This window comes from Bowmanella sp. JS7-9 (genome assembly GCF_004329715.1).
GTDB lineage: Bacteria > Pseudomonadota > Gammaproteobacteria > Enterobacterales > Alteromonadaceae > Pseudobowmanella > Pseudobowmanella zhangzhouensis.
On sequence record NZ_JXSY01000022.1, the window covers coordinates 1 to 17,430 of the forward strand.

Consider the following 17,430-nt stretch of genomic DNA (forward strand, 5'->3'; position numbering starts at 1 on the left):
GCGCATCGCTCGTTTTTCTCCTTTAGCATTTTTAACAGTTCTCGTAAGTGATTGCTATACAAAGTATTTGTATCGGTGTCGCACAATCGCAACGGGATAAAAACGACCCAATGGGTCGTTTTGCTGAATATGGGAGCAATATGTATTTGTATGTATGGATAAACAGGTAAATACAGGTTCACTATAACCGCATTTTTAAAAGGCTTGTCCTTTGAAAAGCGCTACGGGCATCCATCGGGGGCATGTACAATTTTCTTGCGATTCTTCGATGCAGCGGCATCAGCGGCAAACCATTTCACCCCTAAATACACCCACTGTGCACGCAACCAACTCATGCCATCCGCGCGGCACATGGCCGTTAATATTCTGTCGGCCGGGTCGCGGTAACGTTTACGATCCAGCTCGTCCTCGCGCATTAATTGGTAGAGTGCGTCGTGTACCAGTGAACCGCGCATAAAGTTTTTGGTATCTATTGTCGGGCCAGAGGGGCCATCCCAGGCGTAACCTTTTTTGATGGTAATAAAGCCAAGGGTGGACAGGGTGACATATTCGCCGGGGGAGGCGAGGTCACGCTCAGGGGTAATGCCAATCGTGTCGGTGTATTCGGTTTGCAGCTGATATTTGTAGCCACCTTTATAAGCAATGCACTTCATAACAAATTCCTTGTATGTATTCCGCTCACTGCTTACGAGCGTGGTTATTTGTTAGATAGTAGCGTCATTTGTTGCTTTATGCTGTTGCCACAACACTAAGGAGAATATCAGCTCAATAACGCTTCCAAGCAGGGCTACCGTCATCATGCCAGGGCGCATCACCATACACAGGGCACCGGCAATCATCAGTGACCCGCCAAACAGCCAATATGTTTTTACGCCGTATATCGTTTGAAAGGTGAGATAACGTGCACCGATCGCGAGCAGCATAATTGGGTAAAACAACATGTGGTCTTGCTGAGCAACGACAAAGGCAATCATCAGGCCAGCAAATAAAAATCCAAGATTTTCAACGGCAAGGTGCTTAAGCATATTGCTGGGATCATGTTTGCCGCTGGCATTTCCCAACTTTGAAATCACAACAGACAGCGGGAAAATTAACATCCCGCCAAAAAACAAAGTGAGCATACTCGCAATTGGGGAAAACAAATTGGCTGCTAGTGCCGCCACGCCCCAAATTAAGCCTGATGCCAACGCGCCACTGGCGCCATTTAAGTAGGCCTGTCGCATATTCTGTTGTAGTGCTGCGAGTGTCATGAATTCCCTTTATTGTTTGATGTTGGCGGGCTCAACCTTTACATGCTTTGTGTTCGGTGCCCTCACCAGGCGTAATAAACAGCATACTGGCCGTGTCTGTTACCCTGGCAGTGTGCCAGGTGTTACGTGGAATCACTACGTAATCCAGATGGCTGGACAGTTCCACGCATTGTTCACCCTTTGTGGTTGCCAGCATAAAGGTAATGCTGCCCGACAACAATACAGCGATTTCGTCGCCATGAGGGTGCCGTTCCCACTGCTGCCAGTCGGCGCTAAATGTGTGATATGAAATAAGTTGATGGTCGCGAAAGCCTGCATACAACCGTTCAATTCGTTCGTATAAGCCGCTGTCGGCAGATTCAGTGTGCGCGGCTTGAGTCGGCGTAAGCACGATGCTGTCGGTAGTAAGATTACATCTCATGTGGCGCTCGCAATGTATATTTGTCAGCCCACTGTACCCGTGAAGATGAAGAGAATCTAATGTCAGCCAAACGACAAGCATAAAAAAGCCCCGCACTTGGCGGGGCTTTTGTTCGTAAAGCGGGTGCTTAGAAGCGAATTTCGCCTTCAATACCCCAGATACGCGGTTCGTTTACGATACCTGTGTTGTTGTTGAAGTCGATACCACCTTTGAGGTTGTGCTCATTGGTGATGTTGCGACCAAACAGGGCAACAGAGTAATCGCGCTCGAAGTTTTCGTAACCGATGCGCAGGCCGCCTTCGAAGTTACCGCTTGAGCGGTACTCAGCTGACTCATACAGGAATACGTTAGTTTTGCCCTGTACTGCCCAGTCAGTGTAAACGTAGAACTCGCCATCGTTACCAACTGGAATCGCGTAGCGTGCTGTTACGCTTAATGTCGTCTCAGGTGCATTCGGGAACGGGTTGCCGTCAACCAGTGCCTGACCTTTGTCGTTCAGTTGATCCAGTGGGGTACACTGGCCAGAACCACATGGTGCCACTGCCAGGTTGCTGTCTTGCAGTTCAGTCTTGTTCAGGCTGAAACCGGCAGTCAGGGTCAGGTTATCCGTTGCTGCCCACTCGGCATCCACTTCAAAACCGTAACCAACGCCTTTGTCAGCGTTGATCAGTGACGTGTTGTTGCCGTCACCACCGATGGCTGACAATTGAATGTCATCGATCTGGTAGTAGAACACCGCGGTGTTCAGACGCAGGGTTTTGTCCAGCAGGTCAGATTTCATGCCCACTTCGAAGCTGTTGATGGTTTCAGCATCAGCAACAGATGGTGCACCTTCGAATGCTACGTCACGGCCCTGAATAGTCTGGGCACGGAAACCGTTGGCATAACGAGCGAACAGGCTGCTGTTACGATCCAGCTTGTAGTTAGCCGATACTTCGTAACTCCAGCGACCGTCGCTAACATTGATGTCTTCGTAGTCCTGAACAGACGCAGCACCAATAACCAGTGCAAAACCATTTACGTTCTGATCACCTACGTGCAGGCTCTTTTCGTCATGGGTATAACGAACACCTGTGGTGATGTTCAGGTTCTCATCGATTTGATAAGAAGACTGACCGAACACAGCCCAAGTGGTGTTTTCATGGAACACTTCAGACGCACCGAAGAAGCCGTCGACGCTCACTACGCTGAACGAAGAGTCGTAGTAGAACGCACCCACTTGCCAGGTAACGTCTTGATTATTGGCGCTGGCTAAACGGATTTCCTGCGTGAACTGTTTCAGGTCATGCAACTGGTCTTCCGTTACCGCGTCAAACGGGATGAAACCAGGGTAGGTGGTTTCCACGTCGCCATCGTGATCGATATCTTCCGGGGCAAATAACGCTACACCACCATCGATATCACCTAATGAACGGCCGTCGGCCTTTTCATTGGCTGTGATCGAGGTCAGGGTCATGCCGTCCATCTCGTATTCCAGCTTCAGGCTGATACCGTTAGACTTGTATGCCTGCGGGTTGTTGTCTGCGCCGTTACCGTCGATGTCGCCGTTGTACCAAACTTTGTCAACAACATAGTTGTCGTTCAGTTTGTTGCTGCCTGTTGTCAGGATGTTGGCACGGAACATAGACGCAGTACCGTCCAGATCGCGGCCATGTACATTTAACAGGGCTTTGAATTCGTCAGAAGGTTCCCACAGAACCTGTACACGGTAAGCCTGCTCTTCAAAACCACCCATGATGTCGTTTTGATCGGTGTAGGCGTTATCGATGTAGTCATCACGGTTTTGCGACAACACAGAGATACGTGCAGACAGGCCGTCAGTCAGGCCTGCACCAACCGCACCTTCGATATTACGGGTGCCGTAATTGCCTAAGCCTACTTTGGCATAACCTTCTAAATCTTCAGAAGGCTTAACCGTATCGAATTTTACGATACCAGCAGTGGTGTTACGACCAAACAGGGTGCCTTGTGGACCACGGATTACTTCAACACGCTCAACGTCAAACAGTGGGAAGCTTTTCAGCACCACGTTTTCCATCACAACATCATCCATCACGATAGACACTGGTTGTGAAGCGGCTAAGTCAAAATCGGTGTTACCTAAACCACGCATATAGAAACGCGGTGCAACACGACCGTTGGAAGATTCGGCATACAGGCCCGGAACGCGGGTTGCCAGAGCCAGAATATCGTCACCACCGGAGAAAATCGCGTCAAAGCGATCGCCGTGCAGGGTTGCGATACTGATTGGTACTTCCTGGATAGATTGCGTACGTTTTTGCGCAGTTACGGTAATTTGCTCCAGCGCATTTTTAGGTTCTGCGCTGGCAGAATCCTGTGCGTTGGTATAGTTGCTGAAAAGCGCGGCTTGCACACACAGTGCCAGTGCTGCTTTATTCAGTGTCTTCATATAGTGTCACCAGAATTATTGAGATTAAATTGTTGAGTGTACTGAAAAAATCAGTGATCTAAACAGCTGGTCAGCTAAAGGTAGACGGGGAAATGCAAAGAGGGAAATGGTGCCCTCTGTGCGTGTTATCCGGCATCTGGCCTGACCACATTCAGAGGGCTGCAGAGTCTAACAGAATGTGCCTAAAAAAGGCACATAAAGTTGTCGCATTTTGTACGATATTGGCTGTATTAACCGATAGTTAACAAGCCGGCCAGCAAATACGCCAGTAACGTCAGGCTGCCGGCAAATAGCGCATAAGGAATTTGCGTTTGTACGTGCTCCAGTAAATCACAGCCGGAGGCAAGCGAACTTACTGCGGTGGTATCGGAAATAGGTGAGCAGTGATCGCCAAATACACCGCCGCCGAGAATCGCCGCCAGCACTAATTCTGGTGGTAAGCCCAGATTAATCACCAAAGGCATACCGATGGGGATCAAAATGGCAAATGTGCCCCAGCTGGTACCGGTGGTAAAACTAATCAAGCCACCGGCCAAAAACAGAATAGCGGGGATACTGAACAGCGGCAGGTTGTCCGCCACCAGACCGGAAATAAATACACCGGTGCCCAGTAACTTCAGGCTGCTACCCAATGCCAGCGATAACAACACGATGCATACCAGTGGCAATAATTCACTCATGCCATCGAAACCGATCTTCACCAGATCTTTGTGTTGGTAACGCCCGGAAAACAGCATCATAAAGTAAGCCAGTAAGCAGGCCAGCGCCGTCGCGTACAGCACTGATTTTGAGCCGCTGCCCTGGGTCAGTTCACCGTTGCCGGTCCACAGCATAAAACCAATCATACCAATGACCATGGTGGCCAGCGGCAGCAACATAAAGCGTGCTTTGCCGTGTTCATGAGTCTGCAACTCTTCACTATGGTGCATGGTTAATGCCTCGGCATCGGCTTTAGCCATGGGGCCGAAGGTCTTGTTGCTGAATATGGTAAACAGCACGATGGCCAGGGTGAACAGGGCGTAGAAGTTAAGGGGAATCGTACCGATTAGCACCGACACGGACGTATCCGGCAATTCGTAATTATCCAGCAAACCAAGCACATAAGCGCCCCAGCCATTGAGCAGGATCAGAATACAAATTGGCGCACTGGTGGAGTCGATAATGTAGGCCAGGCGCGCACGGGACAGCTTGAACTTATCAAACAGGCCACGGGAGACGATGCCCGCAGTCAGCACGCTGAGGTTCGACTCGATAAACACCACTACGCCGGTAATAAACGCCATCAGGCTGGCGCGCTTGCCGTTGCTGGCCACATTAGCGTTGACCAGTTTGTTGACCAGTGCCGTGACACCGCCGCTGTGACGCATATAAGCCAACAGGGCACCAACCAACAGTGAGAAAATAAGAATCCGGGTGTTACCGGCTGAGGAGAACACTTCGACGATACGTTCCAATGTACCAATAAAACCACCAAACAGTGCATTACCCTCTGTTTGTGGGGTGAACATCAACAGTAACTCTGAGCTAAACAACGCGATCAACAACGCGCCGATAACTTCTTTTCGCCAGAACACCACGATAATGGCCAACAAGGGAGGGATAATCGATAACCAGTCAGACACAGCGCACATCCATTTTCGTTTTTATTTGTGCGCAAGCTTACCGCATTTTGTTGTGACGGGGATAGCGATGCGATAGTTAGCCTGCATAGCACCGCGAAGTGACAGGTGCTTTGGGTAAAATCCATGCACGGCGACGATAAGTTGCTATGGTTGAACTCATCACGCGCAGGGTTATTTGCTGGCATATGCGGGGCACAAGTTGCATATCGACGCATAAGTCGGTAAAAGAGCCCCTCGCAAAAACTAGGGGGCTGTTATGTCGGCATTTTCGCAATTTTCCTTACCTGATTCACTGTTAGCTAATCTGGACTCGATGGGTATTCAAAACCCGACCGAAATCCAGCAGGCGGCATTACCTGCATTGTTAGCCGGTGATGATTTGATTGCGCAAGCAGCCACGGGCAGCGGCAAAACCCTGACCTTTGCATTACCGATTGCGTTAAAAGTGACGTCCGATATCGCCACCCAGGCATTGGTGCTATGCCCCACCCGTGAACTTGCCGAGCAAGTGGCTGACACCATTCGTACCGTGTTGCGCGTTGTGCCGAATATTAAAGTACAAACCTTGTGTGGCGGTCAGCCCATGGGGCCACAAATTCAATCGTTACGCCATGCGCCACAGGTTATTGTGGCCACGCCGGGACGTTTAGTAGAGCATGTGGAAAAGCGTCGGGTGGATTTACGCACGGTCAGTCAACTGGTGCTGGATGAAGCCGACCGTATGTTAGACGTGGGCTTTGCTGACGATCTGGATGTGATCTTCCATGCCATGGCGCCTGGGCATCAGACCATGTTGTTCTCCGCCACCTATACCGATGAAATCAACCGCATGTGTGAGACCTGGCTGCCCACGGCGCAAAAGGTCGAAGTCGCGACTAAAGTCGCCAGTATTACCCAACAGTTTTATCGTCTTGGCAGCGTGAAACGCTACGACGCGGTAGCGCGTATTCTCAGCCATCATCAACCGGCGTCGGCGATGATCTTCACCAACACTAAGCGTGAAGCCGCCGAATTAGCCGAGGTACTGAAACAGCAGGGCTTTGCGGCGCTGGCCATTCATGGTGACTTAGAGCAGCGTGAGCGTAATCAGGTGCTGGCGCAGTTTGCCAACGGTAGCTGTTTGTACCTGATTGCGACCGATGTGGCGGCGCGTGGTCTGGATATTCCGGATGTGGCCATGGTGGTGAACCTGCAACCGGCTCACGATGTGGAAACCCATGTACACCGAATTGGCCGCACTGGCCGCGCTGGGCGGGAAGGGCTGGCCGTTACCCTGATCAGCGATGACGATACGCGCCCTTACGAGTTACTGATTGAGCGTTTTGGCGCGATTAAATCTGTTGGGGTGCAGAACCTGGTGTTTCATGCCAACCGTATCTTGCAACCTGTGGTGCAAACGGTGCTGATCCAGGCTGGTAAAAAGCAGAAAATCCGCAAAGGCGACATTGTTGGCTTACTGACCCGCGACGATAAAGTGCCGTCGGATGATATCGTTGATATTCAGCTTACGCAGTTAGATACCTATCTGGCGATTAAACAGCGCAGCGTAAAACGTACCCTGCAACAACTGCGTGAAAATCGCCTGAAAGGTATTAAAGTGATTGCCAGAAAGTTATAGTGACGCATTGCCATGTAAAAGGAGTTGCCCATGAGGCTGGTAATGAGTGGCGTGGTTGCTGCCATGATGTTGACGGGATGTCAGACATCCTCTGTTGCGCCGCAGCCCGTCGTCGAAGCACAAGCGATTATTTCTTTGCAGCCTGTCACCCACCCACAGGTGCTAAGCACTGAGCAGATTTTCAGCCTCACCGACGCGCAAAGAGAAGACTTTCTGACGTTTTTTAATGCTCCAGCTTATGCCCATATAGAAGAACATAAACGGCTGGTTGAATATCTCGAGAGACGTTTGTTTGGTTTCGATTACAGAGGGGATACTTATACCGCCGCTGAGTCGCTGACCAACAATGGTGGCAATTGCATGTCGCTGGCAATCTTGACCACCGCATTAGCTAAACTGGCCGGCATCGACATTGAATACAATGTCATATTCACCACACCTGTGTATTGGCAAAAGGGCAATACCCTGTTGCTTTCCAGTCACGTCAATGTAATGGCGCATCGTCCCAAGAAGTATGAATTGTTTGAAGGATTTGGCTTTAGTGGGGTCGTGATTGACTATTATCCCGACGGTGGAGATGTTAAAGGAAAACGCGTTAACTTTGAGCAAATGCTGGCGTTTTTCTATCAGAATCATGCGGTGGAAGCATTACTCGCTAATGATTACACCCTGGCGATTGCCAACGCGCAGCGCGCCTATCAACTCGATCCGACTAATCCCGAAACACTAAACTTGCTCGCAGTTACCTATCGACGCATGGGCGCTAATCAGCAGGCTGGGGAGATATTTCGCTTTGCCACAGAGCATAATCTGGCATCGATTAATTTGATCAACAATTATGCGTTATACGCGCGGTTAAATGGTGATGCGGAAACCGCAGTGAAGTTAGACAGTATCCTCGAGGAAGCGGACGATCCCAATCCCTATGCGTGGGTAAAATTGGGCTTTGACGCGTTGTCTCAAAAAGATGCATCTAAGGCGCGGCATTATTTTAAAGTGGCTTTGCGTCATGCGCCTTATTTAGCCGAAGCGCATTTCGGCATCGCGCAAAGTTATTACCTTGAGGACAGTCCTGAACAAGCCGTTAAGGCAATGGAGCGGGCAGTCAGCGAGGCATTTGATACTGAGTCTCGTCAGCGATATCGCGAAAAGTTATCCGTATTACGCAGCGTGGCGGGAGAGTCTTAACTCTCCCGCTTTACCTTGAAGAATACGCTGTACAGTACCGGCACGACGCCCAGGGTGAGGATAGTACCAACCCCCAAGCCAAAGGCGATGACGCAGGCCATACCATAGAACAAGGCATCGTGGCCGAGGATCAGCGGCAATAAGCCCATTACTGTGGTAATGGTTGTCATGGTAATTGGTCGCAAACGGCTGCGACAGGCACTGACAATGGCATCGTAGTCGCTTTTGCCATCGCGGCGCTCCAAATCAATCCGGTCAATCAGCACGATCGCGTTGTTGATAATTATCCCAGCCAGACTGTAGAGCCCCAGCGACACCATAAAGCCAAACGGCGCGCCCATTACCAGTAAACCCAGCACCGCACCGATAAAACTCAGCGGTATGGTCAGCATAATAATCAGCGCACGGCGGAATGAGTTGAACTGAGCAACCAGTAACAACACGATAAAGCCCATCACCAGCGGCATACTGGCACTCAGCGCTTTTTGCGCTGCGGCAGACTCCACCACTACGCCATCGTATTCAATCCAGTGATTGAGTGGCAGATCATCCGCCAGCTGCTGAATCTGTGCATCGACGCGGGTTTTCAAATCTTCCGCGGCCATCAGATTATTGCGCCCTTCGATAGTAACCGTGCGGAACAGGTTTTCCCGCTGGATCACGCCGTATTGATTCACGGGCGCAAAGTCGGCTACCTGCAACAAGGGCACCGATACCCCCGTGGTTTGTGAATACACGCTAAGCGTCCGCAGGCGGTCGATATTGTGTCGCTCGGCATCACCGGCGCGCAACACTACCGGAATAATGTCATCGCCTTCCCGGTAATCAGTGATTTGGGCACCACTGAAAAAGGTCTGCAACGAGGTGGCCACGTCTTTGGAGGTAATGCCTGAGCGACGCGCCCGGTGCTGATCAACCTGCACCTCGACCTTCACAATACGGTTTTCCCAGTTATTGCGAATATCATAAGTGCCGGGTACATCGCGCAGTACCTGCATTACCTGCTGGGACTTACGGTAGATGACATCTTTATCCGGGCCTTTGACCTGAATCTGCAATACCGACGAGTCCGATGGGCCTAAGAACATCTTGCGCACCCGCGCTGCTACATCCGGGTAACGCTGCTCCAAATCCCGATCCAGATTGGTGAGCAGCGCCTTCAGATCGGTACCCGGCTTGACGTTCATTACGATAAAGCCTTTGTTGTCCTGCGGATCTTCCGGGTTAAGCGACAGCACGAAGCGTGGCCCGTTAAAGCCCACATAGCCGGTGAAGTTATCAATCACGCCGGCATACTCCGACTGTTGCAGCCACGCGAAGATATCGCGCATCTGGCGGTCTGTGGTGCTGGCGGAGCTGCCCTGAGGCAAGTCGATATACATCAGGATCTGTTGGCGATCCGAGTCCGGGAAAAACTGCTTGGGTACCAGCTTCATCGCCAGCACTGAGCCAATCAACAGAATAAAAATGCCTGCCAGCAGCAACGTACGGGTGGTCAGTACGCCATGTAAAAGGCCGGTGTATTTATCGTAGAGACGTTCCAACAGCGAGGTTTTATCGGTTTTAGGGTGGCCGATAAAGTAGTAACAAAGCACAGGCGTGATACACAGCGCCATCACCCAGCTGGTCATCAGGGTGATCAGGATCACCAGTGAAATCGAGCGGGTATATTCGCCGGCCACATGTTGCGCCAGCATCAGGGGTAAGAAAAACAGTACGGTGGTAATCGACGAACTCAGCAGTGGCATCGCCAGTTCAGCACCGCCTTCCGTCAGCGCCGTCATACGATCTTTGCCCTGTTCCAGACGGGATTTGAAATCCTCGGCGATCACAATGCCGTTATCGACTAATAACCCCAGCGCGATAATCAGGGTCGCCAAGCTCATGCGCTGCAAATCCATGCCACTGAGCTGCATAATCGCCAGTGTTGCCAACATCACAAATGGCACAATACTGCCGACAATCAGCCCGGTGCGTACGCCCAAAAAGATCACCACGACCACCAACACTATAGCCAGCGTCTGGATCACATTGATGGATACGCCATTGACAGTTTTCTCGACCTGCTCAGCCTGATAGGTGGAAATATCCAGATTAAAACCCAGTGGCAGTGAACCCTGAATTTGCTCGATTTTGCTCAGCATGGCCGGGCCAAAGTCCAGCACGTTAAAGCCCTCTAACATGGAAATCGCCAGCATTAAGGCGGGCTTGCCATTGAAGTACGCGGGCTGATGGGGCGGGTCGATAAAGCCGCGGCGGATATTGGCTATATCTTTCAGGGCAATAAAATCTTCGCTGCCGGGAATGCTGATATAAGCAGTTTCGATATCATTGAGCTGATTAAAGTTTCCGGTCGGCTCGATGATAAACGAGCGCTCACCAGTATCTATTTCGCCACCCGAGGCGATGATATTCTGGGTCTGTAAATCCCGAATCAGCGACGCTGGCGAGATCCCCAATTGCGCCAGTCTGGCGTTACTGACTTCCAGATACACCCGTTCCGACTGTACCCCTAAAATCTCGACCTTTTTGGTGCCTTCCACCGCATACAGGCTGTCGCGGATGTGCTTGGCCTTGTCATACATCTGGGCTAAGTCAAAGCCATCGGCAGTTAGCGCCAGCGTCACCACAGATACATCGCCAAAGTCATCATTGATGTTGGGTGGGAGGGTGCCACTGGGTAGCTGTGACTGCGCCTGTTCCACTTTATTGCGCAGATCCTGCCAGATGTTATCCAGATTAAAGTAACGGTCGTAAATTTTAACGTGGATGATGGATAGCCCGGTGGAAGAGGTGCTGCGTAAGCGGGTCACTTCAGGGATTTTACGAATTTCCTGCTCCAGCTTACGGGTAATCAGTTGTTCTACCCGCTCCGGTGCCATGCCTGGAAAGCGAGTACTGACTATCGCTTCACGAATAGTAATTGATGGGTCTTCCCGCGCTGGCAGGGTAAAGTAGGCGATGATGCCGTTGACCAGCAGTAACAACAGGATCAGAAAGACCGGTTTACGATAGGTAAATGCGATTTGGGTAATATGTTGCATGGGGCCGCCTTAGTTAAACACCTGCACCATATTGTCCTGCAGCGTGACCTGCTGCCCGTCGTGCATATGTGCCACCCCGGCTACGGCAATAATTTCGCCGTTGTTCAGGCCGGAGGACAAATACACCGTATTGTTAAATATTGCTTCGGTTTGTACGGTACGCTTACGCACGGTACCGCTGGCCTCGTCGTACACAAACACAAATGCACCCTGACCCATATCCGGAGAGATAGCACTGACCGGTATGCGGATTCCCGGGCCACTGAAGCCCGTGCGGCCAACCGCATCCACTAGAAAATCCACCTCAGCGGTCATGCCGGCGCGCAAGTTGGGATGCGTGTCGTTAAGCAGTACTGTGACCGGGAAGGTATTAGCGTTTTGCGCGCGGGTGCCCAGTTCTGTTATCTGACCTTGCAATACCATGTCCGGTGCCACCGGGAAGTGCACATCCAAAGCCTGGTCACGGCGTAACAATTGAATCAGATTTTCCGGCACCAACACGTGGACTTCCAGACCGTCCTCACCTTCGATTTCAAAGCCAGGCTGGCCGGCCGCGATCTGTTGGGATGGTTCGATTAAGCGCTGGGTGATCACGCCGTCATAAGGCGCACTTAATATGGAATCCTGCAGATTTTTGCGCGCGATATCTAATTGGGTCTGCGCCACTTTGCTGGCGCTTTGCGCCGACTCAAACGCGGCACGTGCATTGTCATAACCAGACTGAGAAATTCCGCCGCTGGCGAGCAGTTCGGTGTAGCGTTGATAGGTATTGCGCGCTTCAACCAGTGCGGCATTGGCTTTATCCAACTGCCCTTCGGCCGATTGCACACTCAAATGGAAGGTACGCTGATCGAGACGCGCCAGTTCCTGTCCTTTACTGACTTTTTCGCCCAACGTGGCGGAAACGCTGGCTATTTTACCCGGCACTTCGAAGCTTAGCCGCGCGGTTTCAACGGGCGCTAATATTCCGCTTAAGCGGCGCATTTGCTGCATTTCTTCAGCCTGCACCTGCATCCAGGCGATAGGGCGGATGACTTTCTGCTGTGGAGCAGGGGGCTCCTGACAAGCGCTAACTAATACTAAACCGGTGAAGAGTGTAAGTACCCGAAGCATGATTTTCCCTGTAGCAAATGCGCGTAATAGGCTGATTCTGACACAGTTTTTCTGTAGGTGTAGCGTTTCGCGTTAGGAAATTGTTAATACTCATGATAAATTAACTGTGTGTTTATACAGTTGTTGTGCCATGCATTCAGTTCATCCCCAAGGTTTTATCCTCACCCGCCGTCCGCTCGACGTGCAGGGCAAAACCTGCTGTGAATTCTGGCTGGCCACCAAACGGGGGCCGGTGAGGCTGGTTACGCCGCCGCAATCTCAGGTATTTTTTATCGCCAGCGAGGATGCCAGGCGTGCCCAACATCACCTGAATCAGCAGCGTGTGGATGCCGAAGTACGCCCGCTGCAAATGAAACTGACCGATCAACGCCCGGCCTGCGGGGTCTATGCATCCACCACCCGTCAACACTTTGCTGCACGCGAAGCGCTCAATCGCGCCGGAATAGTGACCTTTGAGGATGATATCCGCCTGGTCGATCGCTATCTGATGGAACGCTTTATCAACGGCAGTGCGGCGTATGCCGGGCAAAGTAATCTGCAGGATGGTTATGCCGATGTGAATGAGGCGGCACTGAAACCGGCGGATTACCAGCCAGAACTTAAGGTGTTGTCACTGGATATTGAATGCAGTGAAAAGGGCGAGCTGTATTCCATTGGCATGGCAGCTGACGGCTACCAGTGCGTGCTGATGATTGGCACTGCGCAGGCGGACGCTCCGGACTTTATCCGCTGGGTGACGGACGAGGTGGCATTGCTGCGCGCCTTTGTCAGCGAATTCAATCTGTTCGATGCAGACGTGGTGATAGGCTGGGCGGTGATCAGCTTTGACTTTAAATTATTGCTGCGCCGAGCGTCCGTACAGAATGTGCCATTAAACATCGGGCGCGATGGTAGCGCGGCGCAATGGCGGGATAGCCGTAGTGACAGCAATCTGGGCTTTGTGGATATTGCCGGGCGGGTGGTGATCGATGGCATCGATGCGCTGAAAACGGCGACTTATCAGTTTGATAGTTTTAGTCTGGAATTTGTTGCGCAGGCGCTGCTCGGTAAAGGTAAGGATACCGAAGATGTGGCCAATCGCATGGCGATTATTAACCATGATTTTCGCCATAATAAGGTCAAGTTGGCGCGCTATAACCTGATGGACTGCGTCCTGGTATTGGAGATTTTTGCCCATACGCGCATGCTGGATTTTTTGGTGTTGCGCAGTCAGTTAACCGGGCTGGAATTGGATCGCATCGGCGGTTCGGTCGCGGCCTTTACCCATCAATATTTACCCAAATTTCATCGCGCTGGTTACGTGGCGCCTAACCGCCCACTGGACGGCGGACTGGCCAGTCCGGGCGGCTATGTCATGGAGTCGCGCCCCGGCCTGTATACCCATGTGCTGGTGCTGGATTACAAGAGCCTGTATCCGTCGATTATCCGTACATTCAAAATCGATCCGTTAGGATTGGTGCAAGGGCTGGCCCAGCCTGATGACGCGATTGATGGGTTTAAGGGTGCCAAATTTCATCGCCAGCAGCATTTCTTGCCTGAAATTATTACCTCCCTCTGGCAACAGCGCGACGAGGCGAAAAAACAACAGGATGCGGCGCGCTCGCAGGCAATTAAAATCCTGATGAATTCGTTTTACGGTGTGTTGGGCTCCGGCGGCTGCCGGTTTTACGATACCCGGTTGGCCAGCTCGATTACCCTGCGTGGCCATGAGATTATGCAAACCACCGCGGCGTGGATCCGCGAGCAAGGGTATGAAGTCATTTATGGCGATACCGACTCAACTTTTGTGTGGCTAAACGGTGAATACAGCGCTGAGGCGGCGCGGCAAATTGGTAAGACGTTACAGGATCTGATTAACCAGCGTTGGCAGCAAAAATTAGCCGATGAAATGCAGCTAACGTCGCATCTGGAAATCGAATTTGAAACTCACTTTAGTCAGTTTCTGATGCCAACCATTCGCGGTTCTGAGTTAGGCAGTAAGAAGCGCTATGCCGGGCTTAAACACAGCGCAGACGGCGACAAATTGGTGTTTAAAGGGCTGGAAACGGTGCGCTCAGACTGGACCGCGCTGGCGCGCGAGTTTCAACAGACCCTGTATAAGAAAGTGTTTGCCGGAAATGCGGTAGAAGAGTATATCCGCACTATGGTGGCCGATACCCGTGAAGGACGTCTGGACGACAAGTTGGTATATAAAAAGCGCCTGCGCCAGAGTCTTGATGCCTATGTAAAAAATGTGCCGCCCCATGTCAAAGCCGCGCGTCTGGCCGACGAGCATAACCGCAAGTCAGGTAAACCACTGCAATATCAGCGCCGCGGTTGGGTGAAATATGTGATTACGCAAAATGGCCCGGAGCCGCTGGAATATGTGCATAGCCCGCTGGATTACGAGCATTATGTCGAAAAACAACTGCGCCCCATCGCAGAAGGGATCCTGCCGTTTATCGGACGGGATTTTGAACAGATTGTGTCGGATCAGTTGGGCTTGTTCTGAGTGGCCGATATTGAATGAACCGCGGGTCTGAGGTTTACTACAGACATTCCCCTAAGCAAGGATGCAGTATGAAATTCCGTAATAACTGGCACACTAATAATTATATCCTCCCGTTGATTGCCACTGTGGCATTGATTGGATTTGTGGTCGCATCAAAAAATGCCGGCGATACCTGGCATAGTCACCTGTCGGATAACGGTTTTTTGCTCCTGCTGTTAGTGATTAACGTCTGGCTATGGCCGTTTAATGCTCGCCGGATGGAAGAGCAATATCGTCCCTTTCCTTTGGTGGACGATGTGTTCAGCAAACTTAAAATGGAACAGCCATTGTTGTTGATTGCCGACCATCCGCTTGATCCACAAAGTATTAAACATGTCGCGTTGGATAAGATTAACGACCAACATGCATTGCTTAGCCTGCCTGCGAACCTGGGTGGCAAGGTGGGCTTGATGTTTCCGGCAACACAACTGGATGCGGTGCGTGATTTTGTTCGCCAGCATCTGCGTCATGCCCGGGTGACCCGCTAGGTGAGTAACACTGGCGCAGATCTTCTACTCAGTATCGATGTAGGCACCCAGAGCCTGCGTGCCATGCTGTTCGATCGTGAAGGTAACTTACAGGGTAAAGCGCAACAGCATTATCCGCCTTACACCCAGCCTCAGCCGGGCTATTGTGTGCATGATGCCGACCTGTACTGGCGAAGTGTGCAACAAGCCTGCGCGGCGTTATGGCAACAGGGCTTTTTACCCGCGCAGGTGGCGGCAATATCGGTCACCGCGCAGCGTGGTTCGTTGGTACCGCTGGATGGCGACGGGAAACCTCTGATGCCCGCCTGGTTGTGGATGGATCAGCGTCTGGCCGAGCGTTTACCCAGAATGAACATGCTATGGCGCCTGGCTTTTGCCCTGCGTGGCGTTACCCAGGCTGTACAGGGTTTTCGCCGCAAAGCCATCAGTAACTGGCTGCACTCCCATGATCCGGTGCTGCACGATAAAGTGCATAAATGGCTGTTTTTATCCGGCTATCTTAATTTCAAACTGACCGGTACCTATGCCGATAGCCGCGCCGCGCAGGTAGGATATGTACCGTTTGACTATGCCACCCAGCGCTGGGCAAATCGCCTTAGCTGGAAATGGTCTGCGCTTTCCATGCGTCGTGAGCAAATGCCGCGCTTAGTTAACAGTGGCGAAGTGCTGGGGGAATTGTCAGAGTCTTCTGCGACATTACTGGGCTTACCCGTCGGGTTACCGGTGGTTGCCAGTGGCGCAGATAAGGCCTGTGAAGTGTTGGGCAGTGGCGGTATTACGCCGGATGTCGCTTGCTTAAGTTTTGGTACCAGCGCCAGTGTCAATGTATGCCATCCCCAGTATCGTGAGGCCATCCGGCATATGCCGGCTTATCCGGCGATTCTGAGTCCGCAATTTTGTTATGAAGTGATGCTTAATCGCGGCTTCTGGATGGTTAGCTGGTTTAAAGAGCAGTTTGGTCTGGCAGAGACATTACGGGCTGATGATGCGGATATGCCTGTCGAGGCCTTGTTTGACGAGTTGGTGGATAAAGTGCCGCCCGGCGCCATGGGGCTGATGTTACAACCCTACTGGGGGGCGGGAATTCGCGAGCCGGGGCCGGAAGCCAAAGGTGCAATTATTGGCTTTGGCGATATTCACAAGCGCGAACACCTGTACCGCGCGATTTTGGAAGGCATTAATTTCGGCCTGAAAGAGGGGCTGGATAAGATTCAACATCGTTGCAAGGTAAAGCCAACCTTATTGCGTATATCCGGTGGCGGCAGCCAGTCGGATGCGGCCATGCAAATCGCCGCAGATATCTTTGGATTACCAGCCGAGCGGCCACATACCAATGAAACGTCCGGTCTGGGCTCTGCCATAGCCAGTGCGGCGGCGTTGGGCTGGTACGCCGATATGCAGCAGGCGGCCATCGCCATGACGAGGGTGGGTAAGCGCTTCGAACCCAATATGCTTAATCACCGCCAATACCAGCGGCTATACCGAGAGGTGTATGTGCAGATGTACCCCAAATTGCAGCCGCTGTATCAGAAAATTCGTGAAATTACCGGTTATCCGGAGTAAACAGAGCGCGAATGTAAGCACTTCTTTACCCTGTGACTATGTTAAAAAGCCTTAGAAATCTGATATCTGCGAAAAAGGAATCTGTTATACCAGTAGCACAGTGATTTGCTGTGCTACTGTTTGCCGCAAGAAGCGTGAATTGGAACTGGCAGGTTAGCTGTCTTGCCGATATCACGATGCCTT

Annotated in this window: 12 protein-coding genes; 5 read left to right on the top strand and 7 right to left on the bottom strand. The window is 51.6% G+C overall.

Annotated features, from left to right (window positions below; translation table 11 throughout):
* Positions 1–221: 221 nt before the first annotated feature.
* The 5 genes from TK45_RS12805 to TK45_RS12825 form a co-directional block, all read right to left on the bottom strand.
* Positions 222–653, bottom strand: a complete 432-nt coding sequence (locus TK45_RS12805) for a DUF1353 domain-containing protein (protein ID WP_131259235.1) — start codon at positions 651–653, stop codon at positions 222–224.
* 51 nt (positions 654–704) lie between these two features.
* On the bottom strand, positions 705–1,250 hold the full coding sequence (locus TK45_RS12810; protein WP_131259236.1) for a hypothetical protein: 546 nt from the start codon (positions 1,248–1,250) through the stop codon (positions 705–707).
* 31 nt (positions 1,251–1,281) lie between these two features.
* Positions 1,282–1,671 carry a cupin domain-containing protein gene (locus TK45_RS12815; protein WP_131259237.1) on the bottom strand — a complete coding sequence of 130 codons (390 nt, stop codon included), beginning with the start codon at positions 1,669–1,671 and terminating at the stop codon, positions 1,282–1,284.
* A 127-nt stretch (positions 1,672–1,798) separates the two neighbouring features.
* The gene (locus tag TK45_RS12820; protein ID WP_131259238.1) at positions 1,799–4,081 is read right to left on the bottom strand and encodes a TonB-dependent receptor; all 2,283 of its coding nucleotides are present in this window, start codon (positions 4,079–4,081) and stop codon (positions 1,799–1,801) included.
* Between the two features lie 230 nt (positions 4,082–4,311).
* On the bottom strand, positions 4,312–5,703 hold the full coding sequence (locus TK45_RS12825; protein WP_254426617.1) for a Na+/H+ antiporter NhaC family protein: 1,392 nt from the start codon (positions 5,701–5,703) through the stop codon (positions 4,312–4,314).
* 256 nt (positions 5,704–5,959) lie between these two features.
* On the opposite strand from TK45_RS12825, the gene dbpA reads away from it, so the two are divergent.
* Both dbpA and TK45_RS12835 read left to right on the top strand, forming a co-directional pair.
* The gene (gene dbpA, locus TK45_RS12830; RefSeq protein ID WP_131259240.1) at positions 5,960–7,321 is read left to right on the top strand and encodes an ATP-dependent RNA helicase DbpA; all 1,362 of its coding nucleotides are present in this window, start codon (positions 5,960–5,962) and stop codon (positions 7,319–7,321) included.
* A gap of 30 nt (positions 7,322–7,351) precedes the next feature.
* Entirely contained in the window at positions 7,352–8,509 is a 1,158-nt protein-coding gene (locus TK45_RS12835; RefSeq protein ID WP_131259241.1) for a lipopolysaccharide assembly protein LapB, read from the top strand.
* On the opposite strand, the gene TK45_RS12840 is transcribed toward TK45_RS12835, so the two are convergent.
* Both TK45_RS12840 and TK45_RS12845 read right to left on the bottom strand, forming a co-directional pair.
* A complete protein-coding gene (locus tag TK45_RS12840) occupies positions 8,506–11,553 on the bottom strand; it encodes an efflux RND transporter permease subunit (RefSeq protein WP_131259242.1) in 3,048 nt (1,015 codons plus the stop codon). The two genes, TK45_RS12835 and TK45_RS12840, sit on opposite strands and share 4 nt — an antisense overlap.
* A gap of 9 nt (positions 11,554–11,562) precedes the next feature.
* Complete coding sequence (locus tag TK45_RS12845; protein ID WP_131259243.1) at positions 11,563–12,666, bottom strand: efflux RND transporter periplasmic adaptor subunit; 1,104 nt, start codon at positions 12,664–12,666, stop codon at positions 11,563–11,565.
* A 130-nt stretch (positions 12,667–12,796) separates the two neighbouring features.
* Here TK45_RS12845 and TK45_RS12850 point away from each other — a divergent pair, with 130 nt between their 5' ends.
* The 3 genes from TK45_RS12850 (at position 12,797) to TK45_RS12860 (ending at position 17,247) form a co-directional block, all read left to right on the top strand.
* A complete protein-coding gene (locus tag TK45_RS12850) occupies positions 12,797–15,157 on the top strand; it encodes a DNA polymerase II (protein ID WP_131259244.1) in 2,361 nt (786 codons plus the stop codon).
* A 68-nt stretch (positions 15,158–15,225) separates the two neighbouring features.
* Positions 15,226–15,684, top strand: a complete 459-nt coding sequence (locus TK45_RS12855; RefSeq protein WP_131259245.1) for a hypothetical protein — start codon at positions 15,226–15,228, stop codon at positions 15,682–15,684.
* Complete coding sequence (locus TK45_RS12860; protein WP_131259246.1) at positions 15,685–17,247, top strand: FGGY-family carbohydrate kinase; 1,563 nt, start codon at positions 15,685–15,687, stop codon at positions 17,245–17,247.
* The last annotated feature ends 183 nt before the right edge of the window (positions 17,248–17,430 follow it).

Excerpts from the sequence above, each read along its gene's own strand:
- TK45_RS12805 (WP_131259235.1), bottom strand. The coding sequence starts at position 653 with ATGAAGTGCATTGCTTATAAAGGTGGCTACAAATATCAGCTGCAAACC.
- TK45_RS12810 (WP_131259236.1), bottom strand. The coding sequence starts at position 1,250 with ATGACACTCGCAGCACTACAACAGAATATGCGACAGGCCTACTTAAAT.
- TK45_RS12815 (WP_131259237.1), bottom strand. The coding sequence starts at position 1,671 with ATGAGATGTAATCTTACTACCGACAGCATCGTGCTTACGCCGACTCAA.
- TK45_RS12820 (WP_131259238.1), bottom strand. The coding sequence starts at position 4,081 with ATGAAGACACTGAATAAAGCAGCACTGGCACTGTGTGTGCAAGCCGCG.
- dbpA (WP_131259240.1), top strand. The coding sequence starts at position 5,960 with ATGTCGGCATTTTCGCAATTTTCCTTACCTGATTCACTGTTAGCTAAT.
- TK45_RS12835 (WP_131259241.1), top strand. The coding sequence starts at position 7,352 with ATGAGGCTGGTAATGAGTGGCGTGGTTGCTGCCATGATGTTGACGGGA.
- TK45_RS12840 (WP_131259242.1), bottom strand. The coding sequence starts at position 11,553 with ATGCAACATATTACCCAAATCGCATTTACCTATCGTAAACCGGTCTTT.
- TK45_RS12845 (WP_131259243.1), bottom strand. The coding sequence starts at position 12,666 with ATGCTTCGGGTACTTACACTCTTCACCGGTTTAGTATTAGTTAGCGCT.
- TK45_RS12850 (WP_131259244.1), top strand. The coding sequence starts at position 12,797 with ATGCATTCAGTTCATCCCCAAGGTTTTATCCTCACCCGCCGTCCGCTC.
- TK45_RS12855 (WP_131259245.1), top strand. The coding sequence starts at position 15,226 with ATGAAATTCCGTAATAACTGGCACACTAATAATTATATCCTCCCGTTG.